We start from the raw sequence: 18,724 nt of genomic DNA, 5'->3' as shown, positions 1-18,724 counted from the left end.
AAATCAATTAAGATTCAGCTCCTTTTAGTCTAAAATGCAATCCGCATTTGGTACCATTTAGCACCACCATGATCAGACTCTGATTCACCTTCATTTACAAAACCAAACTTGGCGTAATAGTGAATCTTTTCTTCCTTACAAGTTAGAATAACACCTTTACGTTTTTCCACTCTGGCCAATTCTATGAAAGCCTCTATCAACTGACCACCTACACCGCGATTGCGGTATTCTGGCATTGTATTTAGACCAAATATCATCTGCCATGCACCGTTAGGGTTATGCAGTGAAGCATCACCAAACATCTCATCCGTTAAGACTTCATCATCCGTTACAAATCCATCGATAAAACCAATTGGTGTATCACCGTCGAAGGCAATTAAAAATTGACCTGCATAATGGTCTAATCGTTCCTTAAAAGCCTCACGAGGTGCCGCCTCAGCAGGAGGAAAACAAGTTGCTTCTATATGTGTCACTAAATCTAAATCAGCGGTTGTCGCTTTTCGTATTAATATATCCATAACTTTCTCCATCGTATCTACATATCGGTTTTAGTATATACCGTTTATAAAACAAAGGCTACACATTCAATGAGTGATGTGTAGCCTTATGTTAATAATACCACAAATTATTTTCCATATAGATTATCTAGCAATTATTTTTTCGTATATTTAGGCACATTACGATATTGCATTGGTAAAGAATTCTCTTTCACCTTAAACCCATGCTTCTCGTAAAATGGTGCATTCTTGCTATCTCCAATCATAACATTAATGTACAAGTAAGACTTGTAAGCATCTTTCACCATTTCTAGCAAATGACCTGCAATACCTTGGCCATGATAATCAGGATGAACTAGCACATAGTTAATGAAACATACTAGCTCGCTGTCATCCATGACGCGGATAAGGCCCACTAAACGGTCGCCATCCCAAGCACTAATCACACGAGAGGAATTCATGAGCGCCTTGTGTAATCGATCAGGATATTTACCTACCACCCAACGAACAGACAGAAATAAATCTGCTACTTGCTGGGATGTAAAATTTCGCTCCTCAGTATATGTAATCTCCATAAAAGCTCCTCCAATGAATCCCAAGATAGCTCTATCAATCGAGTTCCTTACTCATATAGATAACATCGTCCATAGGATTATGATAGTACGGTTCGCATTCAACAAAGCCATGCTTCTTATACAAATGTATCGCTGCTTGCAACGGCTCAATTGTATCTAGCACCATTTCTTTATATCCAGAGGCCTTAGCATGGTCCATGATACTTTCAATCAGACGATTCCCGAGAGCATGACCACGCCCTGCGGGACGTACATAGAGGCGTTTCATTTCACAACGGGTATCGCTATGCTGATAATACGCCACCATGCCGAGCACGACATCATTATCATCAATAGCAACCAATAATTCACCATTTGGTGCCGTATATTTTTCTGCTATATCTGCTAATTCCTTATCTAAATTCTGAAAGGACAAATCGCGACCAAGCCACTGCGTATACTCAGTAATCAACTCTTTTACTTGATCTAAATACGGTTTGCCATCAATAATTTTAATCATATAAACTCCAACGGATATAATACTCTACAATTATTTTTCCCCATGTGGCTTATGTTGAAAGATTTCTTTTACAAGCCCTTCTCCAACAATAGCACTGCCTTCTAGGATAAGAAACTTCGTACCTTCTTGTAGTGCAGAATAATCTATATCTTCGTTTACTGGCAACGCATTTGCACGTATTGATTTATCAAAGATAACATCTTCACCATCAATAAAGTTTACACTTAACAGCTGATCAGAGCCCTTTATAACAAGTTGAGGACAATACTTTCCATTATTTAAATTTGGTGGACTCGTCATCTTCTTGTTAAAGAAGGTAATAGTGCAACTAATAGTAAAATCTAAATTGCTCATTTCCAGCCTCATTCAACTACATATACCATATCACCTTTAAAGTATATATTCATTATACAGTGAACGGGATTCCCTTCGGTCCATAACCAACCTTGCAGCACAGCTCGTCCCCAGTTATAGGTCTCCGTAATGACCTCAAATTCACTTTCACTATATTCCTGCTGATACTGAGGTAACTCAATTCTTTTACCTGTGAAGGTATCTAATATTGTACTATTAAAGACGAGAATTTCTAAATCATCCATATCGCACGTCTCAAACACAACTTGAGCCTTATGAGTTTGTTCAACACCATTCTCATAAGAGAAAATGTACTCAAAAGTAAGAATCAAATTATCATCTTCATATTCTATTTTCTGCACCCTTGCATCGTGGAGCGAATATTTTGGATACTCGCCAAAAGATCTTGTGGTTTTCATAGGACCTCTATTTTCAAACAACTATTTAACCAAAATCTATAACTTAAAATCAGTATACCAATTTTTTTGTATAACATAAAAGGGGCTGTAACAAAACAGCCCTCAATCATAAATTTTTAAATACCTAAAGTAAAAACATCTTTATAAAATGCTATCATCTCTTTTGCATATTTCGCGGCCCAAGGAATGCCCAATCTTTTATAATAGTCAGCTACTATCTCTTGATGATTCTTCAAGAGATCGAACTCAATTATATACAAAGCAATACTCGTTTTAGAATATTTTCCTATTTCAATTGTAGTTGATACATCCTCCTCAGATATTTCCTCTCCTTTTGGAAATTCTCCATCAGGATACTCCTCAATAGTATCGTCGCTATATTGCAAAAACTTCTTACTCCAAAGGATAATATCTTTTCGATACTCTTCTATCATTTGCTCGTAAAACTGCACCATCTCTTTTTCTGAAAGCACCTTACAATTAAAGCCTTCGAGTAAGAATTGTCTCTGTCTTAATCGATTTTTTAGCTCTTCTACTTCAACACTTTGTACGTCTTGATTAAAGTTGTCGACACCTAGCTCTTTTATAATATCTAAATATATGTCACTATCTAAAAATTCTTTCAAAGTCTCCATACCCTTATTTCCTTAATAATATTGTCAGTTTCCATTATTCAAATCCAGTGGAGGCTTTTTATTTTTATTGAAAAGTAACTCTACCACAAATAATAAAATCTAAATTGCTCATTTTGCTCATTAAAAATATAAAATTATTACTTCCAACAAACTATCAAGTTTATTATAAAGGCTAAAAATAACCCCAAATATTATTTGTGGGATTCTATATATTCCATAATAAAATCCCTAAACTTATGAAGTTCAGCTCCCTTAATATAATAACCTAGATTAGTCATTATAGACGTTGTAGACCAAATTGCTTGATTAGTTGTTGGTATTTCTCTTACAATTACTTCGCCTTCAGCTCTATATACAGGGCCAGAATATAAAATACCAATTAATATTATTCTTTTCGCACCCAAATAAGTATTTCCATCTCTATCAGAATATCCATTTTCATTTAATATAAAAATCGGTGAACCTGATGAACCTGGAAAACATGCCATATCAACTAATCCTATCCCTTCTTCATTAAAGTCTAACGCAGGATGAGATGCAGTATATCCACTCCTAAATATTGGAAAATTATTTTTTTCATCCCAAAGACCAATAGGATATCCCACCATAACAACTTCTTCAAGAGCACTCAGTGTTTCCAGATTTTCTTCAGATGCAACAAGAGTATTATCAATTGGTATTGTAAATACCTCTTTCTGACCAGTAACATTCTTAATATATTCAAATAGAGGATTAATAAAGCAAAAACATAAATCCTTAGATGAATGAAAAATCCAATCTGCTTGATACTTTACCTTATAATTTTCACATAAATTACCATCTTCTCCTTTTAAGTGTAAATAAAATGTCATAATTTCATCTGGATTATTATTTACAACATGTTTATTAGTAACAAGAACTTGACAGATATTCTCATCATCAATATTATAAGTATAAAAAAATCCAGTTCCAGAAGATCCATCTTCAGCCTCTAATCTTACAGTACTAAACATTAAACATTCAGAAATTGTTTTCGGCTGCATAAAATTTCTCCTTATCTCTATAAAATCTAAATTTACCAACTACTATCATAAAAGCCTCCCATCAAAATGATGGGAGGCTTTTATGCACTCTTTAAATTCACTAACTCCCCTTCAAACCTATTCTTTTACCTTTCAGTTAAAGTTAGTATTACTCAAAAGTTTAGTTAATGAATTTAGAATCAATATTTCTTATTATTCCCACTCAATTGTAGCAGGTGGTTTAGATGTAATATCGTACACGATACGATTGATGTGTTGTACTTCGTTTACGATACGACGGGAGATTGTGTCCAATACGTCGTAAGGGATGCGCGCCCAGTCAGCAGTCATGAAGTCTGTTGTTGTTACGCCACGCAATGCCAATGTGTAATCGTATGTACGGAAGTCACCCATAACGCCTACAGTACGTGTAGATGTTAATACTGCAAAGTATTGGTTAATGTCGCGATCAAGACCAGCTTTTGCAATTTCGTCACGGAAGATGTAGTCCGCATCACGCAAGATGTCGAGTTTGTCTTTCGTGATTTCGCCCATTACGCGAATAGCAAGACCAGGACCTGGGAATGGTTGACGCCATACGAGGTAGTCAGCCAAACCTAATTCAGAACCAAGTTCACGCACTTCGTCTTTGAAGAGGTTGCGCAATGGTTCGATAAGGCCTTTGAAGTCTACAACTGCAGGCAAGCCGCCTACGTTGTGGTGAGATTTGATAACTTCTGCTTCACCAGTACCGGACTCAATAACGTCAGGGTAGATTGTACCTTGCGCCAAGAAGTCAACGGAGCCGATTTTACGACCTTCGTCTTCGAATACGCGGATGAATTCTTCGCCGATAGCTTTACGTTTTGCTTCTGGATCTTCAAGACCAGCCAATTTATCTAAGAAACGTTTTTCTGCATCGACGCGGATGAAATGCATGCCGGAATCTTTGAAAGCTGCTTCAACTTCGTCGCCTTCGTTTTTACGCATCAAACCATGGTCAACAAAGATACAAGTCAATTGGTCGCCAACAGCTTTAGAAATAAGAGCTGCTGCAACGGAGCTGTCTACACCGCCAGACAATGCTAACAATACTTTACCATCGCCTACAGTGTTACGAATTTCTTCAATAGCAGTTTTAGCATAGTTTGCCATTGTCCATGTGCCTGTGAAACCACATACTTCGTACAAGAAGTTGTGAAGCATTTCTTTACCATGTTCAGTGTGCAATACTTCTGCATGGTATTGCATAGCGTATAATTTGCGTTCTTTATTTTGCATAGATGCAACAGGGCAGTCTTTTGTATGCGCAATGATTTCGAACCCTTCAGGAACTTTTGCTACATAGTCAACGTGGGACATCCACACAACTTGGTCTTCGTCCAAGCCTTTGAACAATGGAGATGTAGTGTCCACTTTAGTAGGTGTTTTACCAAACTCACGATTGTCAGCAGATTTAACTTCGCCACCCAATGTATGCGCCATAAACTGCATACCATAGCACATGCCAAGAACTGGAATACCAAGTTCAAAAATCTCTTTTTCGATTTTTGGAGAGTTTTCTTCATACACGCTGTTAGGACCACCTGTGAAGATGATACCTTGCGGTTTTAATTCTTTAATTTTGTCCAGCGCTTTGTTGTATGGATATACTTCGCAGTATACGTGATTTTCACGAACACGGCGTGCGATCAATTGATTATATTGACCACCAAAGTCAACAACAATAACAAATTCCTTGTTTTCCATGCCTTCCTCCATATGCATCTATTTGTGAAAGTATATTCACTATTTTTTAATACCCTTACATTTCTGTACTGGCGGTGCGTTTTCTCGAGCAAAACGCTAAATTTCATTACATTTCATTATACCATACGAAGTATATGGACTCCATATATTCCGTATGAAATTTATGATTAATATTTTAATGTTCGGATTTTAGTTTATATATCAGTTTTATGAGTTTCACCTTTAGACATCTTTACTGCGCCTACAGGACAGATGGAGTAACAATCGCCACATCCGATACAACCTTTACCTATATTAAACTGAGTCTCCCCTTGGGTAATGCATTGAACAGGACAATCTACTGCACACGCACCACACTTAACACAAGTATCATCGATAATAAACTTTAGATTTCCCATTCTACATCACCTCCTATGTCTAACAATGCTATGTCAATATTGCTACATCAATGATATATATGTTTTTTCCAGATACTACCAGTTAAAAGTATTTATTTTTAACTGGTGGTATCTCAAATACAGATATATTTAACCATATCAAAAATAATGTGATTTATTTTTAACTGGTAGTATCTCAAATATAGACATATCTAGTCGAAGCGAAATTAAAGCAATTTATTTTTATTTAGCTCATCATTATGTGCTATGGCCGAGTAGATTGCTTTGGCCACGCCATGATGGTTATTATCCGTCGTCACATAGCGCGCTGCTTCTTTAATATTTGGCTTCCCATTGCCCATAGCTACGCTAGCACCTGCAAAACGTAGCATGGATAGGTCGTTCTCACTATCCCCTAATGTCATGACTTCATCAGGACTAAATTTCCAGTGATTTGCCAGTGCTTCTACAGCGGTCCCCTTTGTGGTATGTGGTAATACGAATTCGAGATTACCTTCACTAGAGAGCAGTACATCGTAAAAGCGTTCACGACCTGTACCATCATGAGACATACCTTGATATTCATCGCGCAAGTCTTGTAAGATACGCTGACGCATTGGTTCATCACCGTAGAATATTTGTATTTTCTCAGGTCCGTCCTCTAAAGATTCCATATGAGCTAGCAGGTCACATACCATGGTTCGCGTTGCTAAGATAAAAGGACGAATATTAGGTCTAAAGAAGAAATTAGACTGTTCTACTTCACATTCGGACATAGTCGCTTTTGCCACTTCATCGCTTTCAGCAAGAGCATAGTGATCATGGGTTTCACCAGGCAGATGTCCCCAAAGACCTTCCTCATCTGCACAAGCACATAAACGTTCCGGTGTAATACAGCGAGATGGCGGATACATACCAAAGATTTTATCTTTCACATAAGCTTCTACATAAACACCATAGGTTAAAAGTTTGCGCAACAAATAGAGTGCTTGTTCTTTATCAAAAGTTACATGGAACAAACTACGGTTTTCTTCCTTGTCCATTACATAGGCCCCATTGGTACACATGAAATAGCGTAAACATGGTAGTTTCTCGATGACATCATTCATCTCATTCCAAGCACGACCAGAAGCGATGGCTACGCGAATGCCACTTTCACGAGCAGCACGAATAGCCTCAATAGCCTCATCAGGAATTGCTTTTGCATCGTTAACTAATGTGCCATCAACATCAGAGGCTATAAATTTAATAGGCTTATCACCCTTAAGACCTATGTAGTTTTTAATTTGTAATGTTTCAGTTGAGGACATGAAGCCTCCTTTAATACAGTAGTATATAAATAGATAAAGAATTAAATAGATATACAGTTATCTAGATAAATAGTTGTGTATATAAATAGTTGTATATATAAATAATTAAACAGATAGAAATGTATTTCTACTCAGCAAGATATTTCAGTAGGATATTAAAGTTTATAAGGTGTAAAATATAAACTAAAAGAACAGTATAAACTAAAAGAACAGTATAAACTAAAAGAACAGTTAGATTGAAATCAAAATATAGATTGGAGGCGAGATAATATGCGTATAATAATCGATCGAGATGCTGTTTGTGCAGCCGATGATGTTAGTTGGCATCGTGAAGAATTTACCGTACCAGATGATATGTCCATAGCCGGTTTATTTGAATTTCTTGAGTTTAAATACATCCCTGTCATCGCCGGAAACGACGTGGTATGGGCGCTCTACCACCACGATGTTGAGGTAGGAACCTATTTCACAAAGATTCAGAGTTTTATCAATGGCAACATGCTATTATCGTCCATTATTAGTAATTCTGAAAGAGACAATACATTCTATCTAAGATATTACAGCTCGCCCCATCGATATAGAAAGCACTGTATTAGCATTGACCCCTTATCTAAATGCTAGTTGGTTAGATTACATACAAATAAAACTATTTAGATGCATTAAATTCAGCTACAATCTCTTCTAATACTGCTGGGTTTTCTACCAAACTTAATAATGTACGACCAATAATATTGGCTCCATCAAGGATTGTTTGTTCAATGGTTGGTTCTAGCATAGCGGCTGCGAATTCTTTAGAGTGGCATACTTTATCGTCCCCAGCAAGTCGTAATTTAGGGTGGAACGCCGCACATTGATAGCTCACATTACCGATGTCTGAACTGCCCCCAATATCCGCTGGGCCCGGTTTAAAATCTATGCCCATATCAGTCATTACGTCTTCAATAAGTAATGTACCTCTTTGGTTTTGATTCATATCATCATAGGGATTACCGTAAAATTCTATGTCGACTGTTGTTCCAGTACAAAGGGCTGCTCCTTCAAAAATTTTCTTAATCTGTTCAGATAGACCATTCAAATAGTCCCGTTCGGTATGACGTACGGTTACTTCTAACTCGCCAAACTCAGGGATGACATTAGAAGCAGTACCACCGGCAATAATCCATGTGCCGATGCGCGTTTCAGGTCGCACTTGTTGGCGCATCATATCCATCGCGTGAATAGCAAGTTGTACGCCATTTACCGCATTAATGCCGTTCCAAGGCTCACCTGCTGCATGGGCTGGTTTACCATGATAGCGTGCACGGAAACAGTCTAGTGCCAAGAATTGTGAATTAGGTCGTGTTTCTTCACCATCGAGGTGAACCATGATAGCTAAATCATAGTCTTTAAATACGCCTGCATTACACATATCCACCTTACAACCTGTAGCTTCTTCATCTGGTGTTCCGATAATATCAATGTCCATATTGAAAGCAACGCCGTCTTGTTGCATTTTGCGGAGCGTTAATGCGGCGAGTACACTCATGGAACCGCTCGCACAGTGACCACATGCATGACCTACTTCAGGCAACGCATCATATTCACAGAGGATAGCCAAACGGCCTTTAGGGTTATCTACTTTTACAGGAGATGCCTTAAACGCTGTTGGTAGATTACAAAATTCATAAGTTACATCCATACCATATTTTTCGAGAACAGCACCAATCGTTTTTACGGTCTCAAATTCATGACTAGAAAGCTCAGGATTCTTAGCTAATGTATAGTTAATAGCAAACGCATCAGGTGCAAAGCTTTTACAAAGATCTGAAAAGGTATTTGTAAGGGACATATTACCTCCATGTATATATCCAAATTATTGTAAAGAATTTTAGTACTCTACAATAAAGAATAGAAAACTCATTTACTATTAATTATACAATGTTATTGCCTATTATTGTAAAATTCCGTACAATATAAACAGAATTTGATAAACCATGTATATGGATGTTTGAGGAGGTTTCTATGTTTAAGTTCAAAAAGTTGACAGCCATCGCCCTCGTAGCGGTAGCAGCAATGGGTTTATTGGCTGGTTGTGGCAATGACAAACCAAAAATGACACAACAAGAAGGTGTATTGCGTGTAGGTTCTGAAACTACATTCCCACCATTCGAATTTACTGAAGGCGACAAATACGTTGGTTTCGACGTTGATTTGTCCGAAGCAATTGCTAAAAAATTAGGTTTAAAAATGGAATTCAAATCCATGGGCTTCGATGCTTTGATTCCAGCAGTTCAATCTGGCGATATCGACATGATCGCAGCAGGTATCAATGCTACACCTGAACGTGAAAAAGCATTGGACTTCTCCGATGTATACTTCGACCAAGGTGGTTTCATCACAGTTGTTCGTAAAGACAACACAACAATCCATAACATGGATGAATTAGCAGGTCATACTGTAGGTGCTCAAATCGGTACTATCCCTGTTGAAATGGCTCAAAAAATCCCTAATACAACAGTAAAACAAATTGATTCCAATGCTAATATCTTCATGGAATTGAAAGCTGGTACAATCGACGGTGCTATCATCGATAACGCAGTGGCTATGTACTACCTTAAACAAGGTGCTGACAAAGACCTTAAACTCGTAGGCGAACCTACTAAAGCTGAAGGTACAGTTCTTGGCATGAAAAAAGGCAACAAAGCTTTACAAGAAGCTGTTAATAAAGCTCTTAAAGAACTTAAAGAAGACGGCACTTACCAAAAAATCTACGACAAATGGTTCGGCGATTACAACAAAAAATAATATCTATCTCTATGAACTAGGATAAATATGACCCCTCTGAAAGACTTCAGAGGGGTTTTTTCCTCTTTTGCGGTCTCTTACGTTCGTTATATAATAAATATGTATTCTATAGTAAATGTAATTAATATAAAGGAGGCCTTATGGCACAGTACTTTACGGAACGCCTAGAAAAGGTCTTCCACATGATTTTCACATCATATAATCAAGAGATGGCTCAAGAAGGCTTACGCCAATTAGAGCTCATCGTAAACAATCAGCAAAGCCCTGAGCAAACGAAGCATCAAGCCTTGCGCAACGATATGACTACCTCTTTAGAAAACGAAATCGACACTAAAGAGGACGTACTAAAAATTGCCAATGATCCAGAGGCTCGCGAAATAGCCGATGCGTATGCTTTGTTAGCTCGCATCTACGCAGGGCCACGCTTTACATGGGAAGAATCAAACTTCCCAGAAAATAACATGCGCACTTATCAATGCTTGCATGATAGCATTCGCCGTTGTAGTCCTATTGGTACCTTACAAGCATTGCGTATCAACGGAACGATTACACCTACTGTTGAAAAGGATATGTTAATATCCTTTGACGATGCGTTTCGTATCGTTTACGACTACGCTGAACAAGGCGATGCCTTTTGCCAATACATTATAGGTAATGTCTTTTTCTGGCGCGATAATGATCGCATTAGCTTAGCCCGTGATATGATTACACCGCCCCGCCTAAGCTGGGCAAAACGGATTCAACAAAGCTTACAAAAAGGTTCTATACAAGAACGTATTGGAGCCTTACAAGGCACTGTTTCAGACGAAACATTACAGGAAAATGCTACTAAACTCGCCAAGGAATGGTTTAACAAAGCACTTGATAACGGGCTTGCTATGTTCCAAGGTAATTTACGCAACATTTATATCGACGAAGGCGATTTTAACAATGCGCGCCGTGTAGCGTTAACCGCCTCTGAGCTAGGTAATCCAACCATGATGCTCTACACCGGTCTAGACTGTCATGAGCACGGAAAATTTGAGGACGCATTCACATGGTTTACGAAAGGTGCCGCCTTAGGTCAAGCTGAAAGTACCGCCGAATTAGCAGATTATTACTATCATTTCTATGATACTAAAGAGCTACGCAGAGTCATCCCTTATGATCCTGTTAAAGCAATTGGACTGTACCGACGTGCAGCTACTAAATATTTTAGTGATGCAGGCTATGCAGCATTACAAGCTGCCTTTGGCTATATATTCCACATCGGTCACCTACCACTCGACTGGGGACTCATTGCGGACTTAACACACATGGCAGCCACAAAAGAGCGATTTATGTTTTCCTTGCCATACATCGGTTACATGCGCATCCATGGCTTAGGGGTAACCAAGAATATACGCTTTGGTGTTCAATCCTTAACACGTGTACTAGAGGAAGAAAAGCGAGCATTAGAAGAGGAAGATCGCGTTCTCTTTTACGATATTACACGAGCTTTAACGCGCGTTGCCTTAGGCTATGCCTATGAAAAAGGCTATGTCACAGGCAAACCTGATTTAGATGCCGCTGTAGCCTATTACGAAGAGTCTCATCAATATATACTATCTCACAAGGCAGGCCTTGATGAAGAGCTGAAGGATATCCCTATCGATAATGAAGCAGAAGAGCGCTTAGCGGCCTTCGAAGAAATAGATGGCCATTGGCACTATAAAGAGGGCTTTACAGAGTCTACCTCAACAGTACGGCCTGGTCACACTGAATGGCCTCAAAATGCAGCTCGCTTATCTGTAAACATGGATGACTTCTTATGGGATACTACCTTATATGATTGGCAAACCATTGAGCACGCCTTAACATCACAAGACGAAATGAAGCTAAGCTTTTACAATCATTTCCTATCCGTTCCAGATAAGCTACGCAACATTTTTAAGCTAGATGTAAAGCGTATGCTACGTGATATGTACCAAGTCAGACTCCATGGTTATGACCCATCAGAAGGTCAAGAGACCATTTACCGAGCACTGCTCAAGAAAGAGAATGCCATTCAGCTATTAAAAGACCTCTACGATACGCACCAATTGCCTATATTAGGAGACAACTGGTCCATCGAAACGAACGAGGAAAAGCCGACTTGGCATTATGTACTCGATGTAGATCAACAAGCATTCCTACTTGAAGAATACGACGATGCTAACGCCATGATACAAACTGCACTACAAGGCTTAAAAGACAAAAAATACGAACAAATTAATGTCCGTACTCATGACTTTATTGGCCCATCCTATTTCATTTTCAGAGGCAATCACGCAAATCCATTTAGAGTTCAACTCTATCTAAAAGAATCCGTACGCCACTCTATCGACAAAGATGGAAACCCTCTAGATACGCCAGGTAATACCTATCTATTTGAACAACATTTAGGTAACGAAGTATCATTAAACTACTGGATTCAAAAAACGATTAATACCTTGGAAATACCTGAGCTAGATAACTGGAAAAAACTCAGCGTGCCTAAGGGGTTACAATAATAAACAAATATACAAAAAGGAGCTAGTACACAGTGTACTAGCTCCTTTGTTATAAACGAAAATAAGCTATATTTAGTCTAAAATTACAGATTATAAACCAACATCGACAAACTGCTGTTCATAAGTATTTTCCACAGTTTCTTGTACAACCATGTCGCTACGATGTACCTTATCAAGCATCTTGGAACGAGCCGTTGTAATCGCGCTTTCACTATGTTTACCACCACGCCAAGCAAACTTGGAGGTACCGATGGTATATTTCAAGGTCGCATAAGGACCACTCAAATGATGAGATGCTGTTTGGTAACCCGCATCAAGGGTAAGATGCGGTGTGATATGGAATTCTGCACCCACTTTAAAACCTTTTATGGCATCACGTTTTTTTAATTTATAATAGCCTACTTTTACAGCCTCTCTACCACGCCAATTATAATAGTCTGCATAGACACGAGCCCAACGAGTATTTTTGAAAGTTCGTGAGTATCCTACATCAAATCCACTGGCAGCAACCTTTTCTGATAGCATCCAATGATTTTCATAAGCAGCCACACCATAATTATAAAGACTTTGATCAGGATCCATACCATATGGATATAATCCTGCAGGATCACCCATAACTACACTACGCCCATGGAGACCTATATATTTTCTATCATCAGTCCCTAGATTTCGGTACAGATTAGCATGAAATTCATTAAGGCCTGCCACATATTCTACACCGCCACTAACACGCTTATAGCCACCTTTAAACACATGGTCATAGAATGCATTCACACCAACATAAGCATGTTCACCTTTACTAAGGCGACGATAACCAATACCAATATTAGCATTCATTCCTAATGATTCTTTCGTATCTGTTTGTTTATCGTGTCTTATAAACGTCCCTGCAGGTCTGGCTGGCTCCAAATAACCATCTAATTTATAAGATGAAATCTTTTCTCCACTACGTCCAATACGACCTTGTACAAAGACAACGCTTTTAGCGTTTTCATCATAATGGGTTATAGGTTGCAAGGTCTCAATATACAATTTATTGATTTCAGTAGATTTTGAATTTTTCGAGGTTACAGTATGTAGATCAGTTCTCAGTGGTGAACCAACAGCATGGTCCTGTGTATGCGTCTCTTTCGAATCTTTCATACCAACCCCAACAACCACATCTGTGCGATCCATCCAATTAGAACGAACAGCTTCATGTTTAGCCTCATTCACTTCTGTAGTAGAATCTGCAATACCTTGTCCATGCCCATTGGCTGCCATTCCTGTAATAGTGAAAGCACATCCTATAGATCCTAAAACTAACGCCTTAATGATTACGTTTTTTCTCATGCCTTACACGCTCCCCTCGTTTTACATAAGAAATAAAACCACACAAACTGTACGCCCTTCACGTTCATTTCATGGTTCATTCATTTTAATTATAGGTATACTATTTTCCATAGTCAATATAAAGCCCTATAGTTAAACGATAGTTAAAGATTCTCTAAATCATTATGTTACAAATTGATTTCTATTTTCAGACAAAAGAAAAAGACCACCTGCAAGCCAGGTGGTCTTTTTTCTGGGGAATGAAATTGTTATTTGAATAAAGGCAAGATTGCGTTTGCTAAACCAGTAAGCGCAGCCAAGATTGCTTTAACGATAGTTGCTACCATTGCTGTTCCTCCTTCTCATATAAGCACAATAACTAAACTAACTATAAATATCTTAAACCAGTATATTAAATTTAATATGAAATGAGTAAAAATTTACACATTAATTTTTCATGAGGAAAATAACAATCTAACAATTATTATAGATAGTTTTATGAGAAAGATAGCATACAACGAATTCATAAATTTCTATAAATTTTTAACAATTTGTAAAACAATGTAACTATTATACGTAAAGCACATCATACTATAATCACATCAGAACCAACTCTCAAAAAAATACCTCGAAATAAAACAAAACCCTTCTCTATCCAAATTTAGTTCAACATAAACTAACAAGGTTAGAGAAGGGTTTCTTTTTTTACATACACAATACATTATTCGTATTATGTATGTTTATATGTGTGATTATAGAGATTCAACAATCTCTGCACAACGTTGGCAAAGTGTAGGATGTTTGCTGTCTTGACCTACTGTACCGCGGTGGATCCAGCAGCGTTCACATTTTTCAAGTTCAGATGGAGCAACTACTGTCGCTACGCCTGTTTCTTCGTCTTTTACAGCCTCTGCTGGTGCAGCGCCATTTACAATGTGAGCTTCAGATACAATAACGAGTGCAGCTAAGTCTTCTTCACCAAGAGCGTTCAATGCGTCAAATGCAGCGCCTTCAGCGTATACTGTAACGGATGCATCCAATGGGTGACCAATTGTTTTGTTTTGACGAGCAAGTTCCAATGCTTTTTGTACGGATGTACGCAAGTCTAACAATTGGTTCCATTTATCAGCCAATTCTTGGTTGAAGTGTTCAGGATGACCTTCTGGCCAATCTTGAAGCATAGCGGATTCAGGCATGCCATCTTCTTTAGGCATGTATTTCCAAACTTCTTCAGCTGTGAAGGAAAGTACTGGAGATACCATAGCTACCAATGTTTTCAAGACTTCATACATTACTGTTTGAGCAGAACGACGATATACGTTATCTTTGGTTTCAGCATACATAGTAACTTTCATTACATCAAGGTAGATGGAGCTCAAGTCTACTGTACAGAAGTTATGAATTGCATGATACAACATGTGGAATTCATAGTTTTCGTACGCATCAGTAACCTTTTGTCGTACTTCTTCTAAGCGCAACAATGCCCATTTGTCGAATTCGGACATATCTGCATAATCCACTTTGTCAGTATTTGGATTGAAGTCATCCAAATTACCAAGCAAGAAGCGGAATGTGTTACGGATCTTACGATATACTTCGGATAATTGTTTTACGATGTCTTTGGACAAACGTACGTCTGCTTGGTAATCCGCAGAGGATACCCACAAACGCATAACGTCAGCGCCGTATACGTCGATAATGTCGCTAGGTGCCACTGTATTACCTACAGATTTAGACATTTTGCGACCTTCGCCGTCCACAACGAAGCCGTGAGTCAATACGGAATTATATGGTGCTTTACCAGTTGTTGCTACTGCAGTCAACAAAGAAGAGTTGAACCAACCGCGATGTTGGTCAGAACCTTCAAGGTACATTGCACATGGTACATCTAGGCCGTTAACTTCAAGTACGCCAGACCAAGAGGAACCAGAGTCAAACCATACGTCCATGATGTCTGTTTCTTTTTTGAACTCATCATGACCGCAATGAGGACATTTGAAACCTTCTGGTAACAATTCTTTAGCACTGTGTGCCCACCAAGCATCAGAGCCTTCTACGGCTACTTTTTCTTGTAATGCTTTGATCGTATCATCATTGATGATGTGCTCGCCGCAGCTTTCACAATAGTAAATAGGAATTGGTACGCCCCAAATACGTTGACGAGAAATTACCCAGTCACCGCGGTCGCGAACCATATTAAAGATACGATCATGGCCCCATTTAGGAATCCATTGTACTTGATTGTCGATTGCATCAAGTGCTTGTTGACGATATCCATCTACAGAGGAGAACCATTGTTCTGTAGCACGGTAGATGACAGGATTTTTACAACGCCAGCAGTGAGCGTATTGGTGACGCAAGCTAGATTTGTGAAGCAATGCATTGTTGTGCGCCAAGATTTTGATAACAGGCACCTCTGCATCGTGAATTTCTACGCCAGCCAATGGGAATTCAGTATCGCCATAACGGTTGTCGTCCACTTGTTTCGTGTAGTTACCAGTTTCGTTAACAAGGGATACGATAGGAAGCTCAACTTTACCTTCTTTGTTGTAACGTTGAACGATGTTAAAGTCGTCTTCACCGTGTGCAGGCGCTGTATGTACGCAACCAGTACCTGCTTCAAGTGTAACGTGGTCACCGCATAATACAGTGGATTTACGTTCTACGAATGGATGTTTGAATTCAGCCAATTCCAAATCTGCGCCAGAGAAACGATTTACGATTTCGTAGTCTTCAATGCCGATGTCTTTCATAGCCGCATCAACGAGTTCAGTAGCCATCAAGTAGTATTCGTCGCCTACTTTTACCCAGCCATATTCAAGTTCAGGGTTAACGGAGATTGCAACGTTGGCAGGCATTGTCCAAGGAGTAGTTGTCCAGATAACAGCAAATGCTTGTTTTGGATCTACGCCAGCTGGCAATGTTACCTTTTTCTCGGATACGTAAGGGAATTTTACGTAGATGGAGAAAGATTTTTTCTCAGCGTATTCGATTTCTGCCTCTGCCAATGCAGTTTCGCAGTGAGTACACCAGTATACAGTTTTAAGACCTTTATAGATGTGGCCACGTTTTGCCATTTCGCCGAAGATACCAAGTTGTTTTACTTCGAACTCAGGACGTAATGTCAAATAAGGGCGATCCCATTCACCCAATACACCAAAGCGAATAAAGTCTTGCTTTTGAGTTTCTACGCATTCTAATGCATATTCCTTACATTTGTTGCGCAAGTCCAATGGCGCCATTTCATGACGGTTAAGGCCAGTGTTTTTAATAACCGCATGCTCGATTGGCAAACCGTGCGTATCCCAACCAGGGATGTAGCGAGTATAATGACCAGTCATAGTCTTGTATTTCATGATGATATCCTTCAACGTTTTGTTGAGGGCATGACCGATATGCAATTTACCGTTCGCATATGGAGGGCCATCATGCAAGATGAATGGTTTTGCGTCTTTACGCAATTCCAAACGTTTTTGATAAATTTTGTGATCTTCCCAGAACTTTAAGATTTCTGGTTCGCGCTTAGGCAAATTGCCGCGCATTGGGAATTCTGTTTCAGGCAAATGTAACGTCTTACCGTAATCCATGATGTGCTCCTTTTACATAAAAAAATCGCCCGTCCCCGAAGGGACGGACGTAATATCCGTGGTACCACCCTACTGACCTTCTGTGAAAGCTAGAATATTCCGAGCATACGGAATAACTAGGCTTCATTTTGTGAAAGCCACTTAAACATATAACGGTGTTCACCGGCAGGGTTCCTGCTTGCTCCAAAGTGATCCGCAAATCTCTAGATTTCCAAACCTTTCAGCCCATGAGTTTGGTCTCTACTAAATCCGTCTGAGACGTGCCGTCTTTTTCAACGCAATATTCATATAATAGATAATTATAGGGCTCATGAGGGGGTATTGTCAAATAATTTTCCATATAAAAACCAGTCCTCTACTCTATATAGGGAACTGGTTTTTACATATATATTATTTTACATCACACTTGTCGTTAGCAATCGGTCTACCAAGAACCACAGCACAAAGATTGCACATAGTAATCCTGCTGTAAGGCCTGTAGTAGGTGTAGCATCAATCAAACCAATTTCATGAGCCATTTGTTTTGTTAAGATCACTTGCCCTGTAGGAGAGCCAAAGCGATTTGAGTGGCTTTCACCAGGAAGCACCATTAACACTAGTAATATAATTGTACCAATGACAGGAACGAGTCCCACAAAGACAAGTCCGCCAGAGCGGCCTTGATCATGCAGGCGCCGCACCGCAACAGCTACGCCAGGAATGACCATAACGACGGACATAAGTACAAGAATGACTAGCCCGAAGCCAACGCCTACTGCACTAGAGAGCGGACTAATATAGCTCAAAAAAGCACAGGTAAATAAAATGGCTACAAACAGCAGTTGGTACATCAAAAAGAAGTTCCAATATTCGCTACGACTAGCGCGTCCTTCAAAGTCAGCATATTTGTAAATCAAACATTGTTTAAAGTTTTCAATCAATCCCAAGTTATATTTATCTAACGAAATAGGTGCTTTACGAATACGTCCACAGTTTGGACAGTATCGTTCATTTTTTAACACCTCATGCCCACAATAGGGACAAGATCTCATACTAAACTCCTTCCATTCACAGCAGGAAACAGTGAAGCTCATAAATTCCTGTTGTTCTTAACTCATATAGTAACTTAGATATGTT

Annotated in this window: 17 protein-coding genes; 3 read left to right on the top strand and 14 right to left on the bottom strand. The window is 38.9% G+C overall.

The window, feature by feature from the left end; genetic code table 11:
• Window positions 1-29: 29 nt before the first annotated feature.
• The 10 genes from ACWTVK_RS06840 to ACWTVK_RS06795 all read right to left on the bottom strand — a co-directional run bounded on the left by ACWTVK_RS06840 (window position 30) and on the right by ACWTVK_RS06795 (window position 7,416).
• Window positions 30-518 carry a GNAT family N-acetyltransferase gene (locus tag ACWTVK_RS06840; protein ID WP_456046374.1) on the bottom strand — a complete coding sequence of 163 codons (489 nt, stop codon included), beginning with the start codon at window positions 516-518 and terminating at the stop codon, window positions 30-32.
• A gap of 134 nt (window positions 519-652) precedes the next feature.
• On the bottom strand, window positions 653-1,072 hold the full coding sequence (locus ACWTVK_RS06835) for a GNAT family N-acetyltransferase (protein WP_456046373.1): 420 nt from the start codon (window positions 1,070-1,072) through the stop codon (window positions 653-655).
• A gap of 34 nt (window positions 1,073-1,106) precedes the next feature.
• Window positions 1,107-1,571: a GNAT family N-acetyltransferase gene (locus ACWTVK_RS06830; protein WP_456046372.1), complete on the bottom strand. Its 465-nt coding sequence runs from the start codon at window positions 1,569-1,571 to the stop codon at window positions 1,107-1,109.
• A gap of 30 nt (window positions 1,572-1,601) precedes the next feature.
• The gene (locus tag ACWTVK_RS06825) at window positions 1,602-1,925 is read right to left on the bottom strand and encodes a hypothetical protein (protein WP_456046371.1); all 324 of its coding nucleotides are present in this window, start codon (window positions 1,923-1,925) and stop codon (window positions 1,602-1,604) included.
• A gap of 8 nt (window positions 1,926-1,933) precedes the next feature.
• Window positions 1,934-2,344: a hypothetical protein gene (locus ACWTVK_RS06820; protein ID WP_456046370.1), complete on the bottom strand. Its 411-nt coding sequence runs from the start codon at window positions 2,342-2,344 to the stop codon at window positions 1,934-1,936.
• Between the two features lie 116 nt (window positions 2,345-2,460).
• On the bottom strand, window positions 2,461-2,979 hold the full coding sequence (locus ACWTVK_RS06815) for a hypothetical protein (RefSeq protein ID WP_456046369.1): 519 nt from the start codon (window positions 2,977-2,979) through the stop codon (window positions 2,461-2,463).
• Window positions 2,980-3,170: 191 nt separating this feature from the next.
• Window positions 3,171-4,001, bottom strand: coding sequence for a S1 family peptidase (locus tag ACWTVK_RS06810; RefSeq protein WP_456046368.1), 831 nt, complete (start codon window positions 3,999-4,001; stop codon window positions 3,171-3,173).
• A 192-nt stretch (window positions 4,002-4,193) separates the two neighbouring features.
• Window positions 4,194-5,729 (bottom strand): glutamine-hydrolyzing GMP synthase, encoded by a 1,536-nt coding sequence (guaA, locus tag ACWTVK_RS06805; RefSeq protein ID WP_195186290.1) that lies wholly within the window; start codon window positions 5,727-5,729, stop codon window positions 4,194-4,196.
• 194 nt (window positions 5,730-5,923) lie between these two features.
• Complete coding sequence (locus tag ACWTVK_RS06800) at window positions 5,924-6,127, bottom strand: DUF362 domain-containing protein (protein WP_303940737.1); 204 nt, start codon at window positions 6,125-6,127, stop codon at window positions 5,924-5,926.
• A gap of 206 nt (window positions 6,128-6,333) precedes the next feature.
• A complete protein-coding gene (locus ACWTVK_RS06795; RefSeq protein WP_456046367.1) occupies window positions 6,334-7,416 on the bottom strand; it encodes an HAD family hydrolase in 1,083 nt (360 codons plus the stop codon).
• A 270-nt stretch (window positions 7,417-7,686) separates the two neighbouring features.
• On the opposite strand from ACWTVK_RS06795, the gene ACWTVK_RS06790 reads away from it, so the two are divergent.
• Window positions 7,687-8,037 (top strand): hypothetical protein, encoded by a 351-nt coding sequence (locus tag ACWTVK_RS06790; RefSeq protein WP_456046366.1) that lies wholly within the window; start codon window positions 7,687-7,689, stop codon window positions 8,035-8,037.
• Window positions 8,038-8,062: 25 nt separating this feature from the next.
• On the opposite strand, the gene ACWTVK_RS06785 is transcribed toward ACWTVK_RS06790, so the two are convergent.
• A complete protein-coding gene (locus ACWTVK_RS06785; RefSeq protein ID WP_456046365.1) occupies window positions 8,063-9,244 on the bottom strand; it encodes an amidohydrolase in 1,182 nt (393 codons plus the stop codon).
• 173 nt (window positions 9,245-9,417) lie between these two features.
• Here ACWTVK_RS06785 and ACWTVK_RS06780 point away from each other — a divergent pair, with 173 nt between their 5' ends.
• Both ACWTVK_RS06780 and ACWTVK_RS06775 read left to right on the top strand, forming a co-directional pair.
• Entirely contained in the window at window positions 9,418-10,200 is a 783-nt protein-coding gene (locus ACWTVK_RS06780; RefSeq protein WP_105094582.1) for a basic amino acid ABC transporter substrate-binding protein, read from the top strand.
• A gap of 140 nt (window positions 10,201-10,340) precedes the next feature.
• The gene (locus tag ACWTVK_RS06775; RefSeq protein WP_456046364.1) at window positions 10,341-12,710 is read left to right on the top strand and encodes a tetratricopeptide repeat protein; all 2,370 of its coding nucleotides are present in this window, start codon (window positions 10,341-10,343) and stop codon (window positions 12,708-12,710) included.
• 90 nt (window positions 12,711-12,800) lie between these two features.
• On the opposite strand, the gene ACWTVK_RS06770 is transcribed toward ACWTVK_RS06775, so the two are convergent.
• The 3 genes from ACWTVK_RS06770 to ACWTVK_RS06760 all read right to left on the bottom strand — a co-directional run bounded on the left by ACWTVK_RS06770 (window position 12,801) and on the right by ACWTVK_RS06760 (window position 18,639).
• Window positions 12,801-14,042: an inverse autotransporter beta domain-containing protein gene (locus ACWTVK_RS06770; protein WP_456046363.1), complete on the bottom strand. Its 1,242-nt coding sequence runs from the start codon at window positions 14,040-14,042 to the stop codon at window positions 12,801-12,803.
• A gap of 731 nt (window positions 14,043-14,773) precedes the next feature.
• Window positions 14,774-17,608 carry an isoleucine--tRNA ligase gene (gene ileS, locus ACWTVK_RS06765; protein ID WP_456046362.1) on the bottom strand — a complete coding sequence of 945 codons (2,835 nt, stop codon included), beginning with the start codon at window positions 17,606-17,608 and terminating at the stop codon, window positions 14,774-14,776.
• 395 nt (window positions 17,609-18,003) lie between these two features.
• A complete protein-coding gene (locus tag ACWTVK_RS06760) occupies window positions 18,004-18,639 on the bottom strand; it encodes a DUF805 domain-containing protein (RefSeq protein WP_456046361.1) in 636 nt (211 codons plus the stop codon).
• Between the last annotated feature and the right edge of the window lie 85 nt (window positions 18,640-18,724).

This window comes from Veillonella sp. Ser01 (genome assembly GCF_053850375.1).
Note: the sequence above shows the minus strand (reverse complement) of the source record. Positions and strands in the feature narration are given on the sequence as shown.